This is a genomic window from Streptomyces sp. URMC 127 (assembly GCF_051386535.1).
Classification (GTDB): Bacteria; Actinomycetota; Actinomycetes; order Streptomycetales; family Streptomycetaceae; genus Streptomyces.
The window spans coordinates 1-4,419 of sequence record NZ_JBPQTW010000343.1 but is presented as its reverse complement, the minus strand read 5'-3'; the positions used below and the strand labels follow the sequence as shown (position 1 = coordinate 4,419).

The window sequence follows — 4,419 nt, the reverse complement described above, 5'->3', positions numbered from 1 at the left end:
CCCACCAACCAATGCGCCAACCGATTCGCCCGCGCATTCAACTCCCCATACGACAAAGACTCCTCACCGCACACCACGGCAATGGCCTCAGGCGTGGCACGGGCCGTCTTCTCGAACAATTCCTGGAGAGTGGGCAGCTGCTGCGCAGCCGATTCACCGGACCGGTTTCCGATGTCCACCGCGGGCGCGAGGAGAGCGCGCTCGGCGTCGCTCAGGATGTCCACGGAGCCGATGGCCGTCCCGGGGTCCGCCACGAAGGCCCTGAGCAGCCGCACCCAGCGGGCCACCAGGGTGTCCACGCTGGCCCGGTCGAAGAGTTCGGTGGAGTACTCGACCCACCCCACGACACCGTCCGGCGAGCCCCCGGGCGACTGCTGCTCGGTGAGGTTGACCGACAGGTCCACGCGGGACACACCGGTGCCGACGAATTCCGCGCTCACCCGGGCTCCGGGGATCCGGAATTCGGCGCCGGGCGCGTTCTGCAGGGTGAGCAGGGTCTGGAAGAGCGGGTGGTGTGCCGTGGAGCGCTGCGGGTTGAGCATTTCCACCACGTGCTCGAACGGCACGTCCTGGTGGGCGTATCCGGCGAGGCCGGTCTCGCGGACGCGGTCGATCAGTTCGCCGAAGGCCGGGTTGCCGGAGGTGTCCGTACGGAGCACCAGGGTGTTCAGGAACAGCCCGACGGAGTCGTCGAGTGCGTCGTCCGTGCGGCCTGCGATCGGCACGCCCAGGGGGATGTCCGTGCCGGCGCCCAGCCGGGTGAACAGGGCGGCGAGCGCGGCCTGCAGGACCATGAACACCGTGGCGTTCGACCGTTGCGCGAGGTCCGTGATGCCGCGGTGGAGTTCGGCGTCCAGCGTGAAGCGGGTGGTGTCGCCCCGGTACGCCGATACGGCGGGGCGGGGCCGGTCCGTGGGGAGTGTCAGCTGGTCCGGCAGTCCGGCGAGCTGGTGCCGCCAGTAGTCGAGCTGGCGGCTGAGGGCACTGTCCGGTGCGGCCTCCCCGCCGAGCAGGTCGCGCTGCCAGAGGGTGTAGTCCGCGTACTGCACGGGCAGGGGCCGCCACGAGGGCTCGTCGCCCGACCGCCGGGCCGTGTAGGCGGTGGCGAGGTCCCGTACGAGGGGACGCATGGACCACCCGTCGGCCGCGATGTGGTGCACCAGGACGAGGAGGACGTGCTCGGACGGGCTCACGGTGAAGAGCCGGGCCCGCACGGGCAGCCGGGTGGCGAGGTCGAAGCCGAAGCGGGCGGGCGCGCGGAGCGCGGCGTCGAGTTCCGGTTCGGTGACGGTGAGGCAGTCCCAGTCGAGGTCCGCCTCGGCGGGGTCCACCACGTGCTGGCGGGGTTCGCCGTCGGTCTCGGGGAACAGGGTGCGCAGGGCTTCGTGGCGGGCGAGGACGTCGCCGAGCGCCTGCTGCAGGGCCTGGTGGTCGATGGGGCCGGTCAGGCGGAGGGCCAGGGGAATGTTGTAGGTTGCGGAGGGGCCTTCGAGCTTGTGCAGGAACCACAGCCGGCGCTGGGCGAAGGACAGGGGAAGGGTGGCGGGCCGCGGACGTACGGCCAAGGGGGCGCGGGCCTCGTCCGCTCCGGCCAGCCGGCGGGCGAGGGCGGCCGGGCTGGGCGCCTCGAACAGGGTGCGGATGGGCAGCTCGATACGGAGGGCGGTGCGGATCCGGCTGACGAGCTTGGTGGCGAGCAGGGAATGACCGCCCAGGTCGAAGAAGTTGTCGTCGGCACCGACCGATGTCGTGCCGAGGACCTGGGCGAACAGGGCGCAGAGGATCTCTTCGACCGGGTTCCGGGGCGCCCGGCCGTCCGTGGTCGTGCCGAGGTCGGGGGCGGGCAGGGCCTTGCGGTCGGCCTTGCCGTTGGCGGTGAGGGGCAGGGCGTCCAGGACGACGAGTGCCGCGGGGATCATGTAGTCGGGGAGCCGGGTGCGCAGGTGTTCCCGGACGGCGGCGGTGAGGGCGCCGGTGTCGTGCAGGGCGCCGGGGTTGTTGGTCAGGGCCTCCGGGCGGGTGGTGGGGCCGGGTTGGAAGACGCCGGTCAGTGCCTTGCCCGCGGTGAGCGCCGGCGTGGTGAACACGGCGTCGAGCCGGTCCGCGCCGGCCGGTGACCAGGTGACCGCCACGTCGTAGCCGAGGCCGCCGGCGATCCGGTGGAGCGCTTCCGGATCGATGCCGGCGCCGTCGGACCACGTACCGTCGGACCGCGTGCCGTCGCTCCAGCCCCGGGCGGTCCTTGCGAACGGCTCGCCGGCGGTGAGCGCGTGGAGTGCGGCGGTGTCGCGGGTGACGCGGGCGTTGGGGATGCCGCTGACGCGCAGTGCTTCGGGGCGTTCCGTCTCCAGTAGCCGGGTGAGGTCCGCGAGGGAGGTCAGCTGCCCGCCCCAAGGGGTGCGGGGGACGTCACCGAGGTGCAGGGGCTCGGTGGGCCGGATGCGCAGGACGACGTCGTAGCGGTAGCGGGTCAGTTCGTTGTGGTGGTGGCCGCGCTTGATGCGGGTGTCGACCGCGGTGATGCGGGTGAGGTCCTCGGGGAGGCGGGTGAAGAACTCGGGGGCGACGAGGAGTTCCTTCTCCCGGAGCACGCCGTGCTCGACGGCGCCGCGCAACGCCGCCGGGTCCGGTTCGGAGGCCGGGCCGGACGCCGGGACGACGGCGCGGTGCAGCTGGATGCCGGTGTGGAAGGACCGGGCCAGGTTCAGGTTCCGCACGTCGCCGATGAACACGGCGCCGCCGGGGGCCAGGAGTCCGGTGGCCGTGCGCAGGACGCCGGTCAGGTAGTCGGCGTCGGGGAAGTACTGGATGACGGAGTTGAGGACGACGACGTCGAAGCCCGTGGGCAGTCCGTGGAGGTCGTCGGCGGCGCGGCAGCGCAGTTCCACGCGGTCTTGGAGGCCGGGCATGCCGGCGATCCGGCCGCGCAGTGCCTCGATGACGGTCGGGGAGACGTCCAAGCCCCAGTACTCCTGGGCCGCCGGAGCCAGGCGGGAGAGCAGGAGTCCGGTGCCGACGCCGATCTCCAGGACGCGGCGGGGCTTCAGGGCGCGGATCGCCGCGACTGTGGCGTCGCGCCAAGCGCGCATCTCGTCCAGCGGGATGGGCAGGCCGTCGTCGCTGCTGTTCCAGCCGGCGAAGTCCTCGCCGAACGCGGCGGTCGCGGAGTCGGCGTAGAGGTCGTCGTAGATCTGGCGCCATTCCCCGAGGTGTTCCTGTACGGAGGTGCTCCCGGCGCCTTCTCCGGCCTGCCGGGACGGATCGTCCGGGCCGTCCCCGGCCGGTTCCCCGGAGGGCACCACGTAGCCGACGAGCCGGGTGTCGCCGGGCCGGTCCTCGCGGGCCACGACGACGGCCTGGCCCACGCCGGGGCACTCGGCGAGGGCGGCCTCCACCTCGCCGGGCTCGATGCGGAAGCCGCGGATCTTGACCTGGGCGTCGGTGCGGCCGGCGAACTCCAGGCGTCCGTCCCGCCGGAGGCGCGCGCGGTCGCCGGTGCGGTACATGCGGGAGCCGTCCGGGCCGAAGGGGTTCGCCACGAACCGGGTCGCGGTGAGCGCGGCCCGGCCCAGGTAGCCGCGGGCCAGTCCGGGGCCCGCGACGTAGAGTTCGCCGGCGACGCCGGGCGGAACGGGGCGCAGGGCCTCGTCCAGGACGTAGGCGCGCAGGTCCGCGATGGCGGTGCCGATGGTGCTGGGCGCGCCGGCGACGGCGTCTTCGCGGCACAGGGTGTGGTGGGTGACGTGCACGGTGGTCTCGGTGATCCCGTACATGTTCACGAGTGCGGGGGCGCGGTCGCCGTGGCGTTCGATCCAGGGGGCCAGCCGGGCGGGGTCGAGGGCCTCGCCGCCGAAGACGACCGCGCGCAGGGCGAGGGCGTCGCCGAGGCCGGGGTGCTCGCGGTCGGCCTGGACGAGCGGCTGGAAGGCCGAGGGGGTCTGGCTGAGGACGGTCACCTTGTGCTCGGCGAGCAGGCGCAGGAAGTCGGCGGGCGAGCGGCTGGTGTCGTGCGGGACGACGAGGAGGCTGCCGCCGTGCAGGAGGGCGCCCCAGATCTCCCACACGGAGAAGTCGAAGGCGTACGAGTGGAAGAGCGACCAGACGTCGTCGGTGCGGAAGGCGAAGTCCGCGGCCAGGGCACCGAAGAGCCGGGTGACGTTCTGCTGGGTGACGACGACTCCCTTGGGCGTGCCCGTGGAGCCGGAGGTGTAGATGACGTAGGCAGCGTGCTGGGGGTGGTGGCCGGCGCGGAGCGGGTCGGTCGCGGGCTGCGCGGCGAGTGTGCTGACGGTGGCGGGGTCGTCCAGGAGGAGTGCCGGGGGTGCGGTTCCGGCGGCGGCCGCGGGCAGGGCGGGCGCGGTGCCGGTGGTCGCGAGGACGAGGGCCGGCCGTGCGTCGCGGAGGGTGAACGCGAGGCGG

The 4,419-nt window shown here is 73.3% G+C and carries 1 protein-coding gene; it reads right to left on the bottom strand.

All coding sequences use genetic code 11. The features are described 5' to 3' along the window. The coding region (locus tag ACSNOH_RS33580) for an amino acid adenylation domain-containing protein (protein WP_436725233.1) at positions 1-4,419 on the bottom strand (4,419 nt) is incomplete at both ends.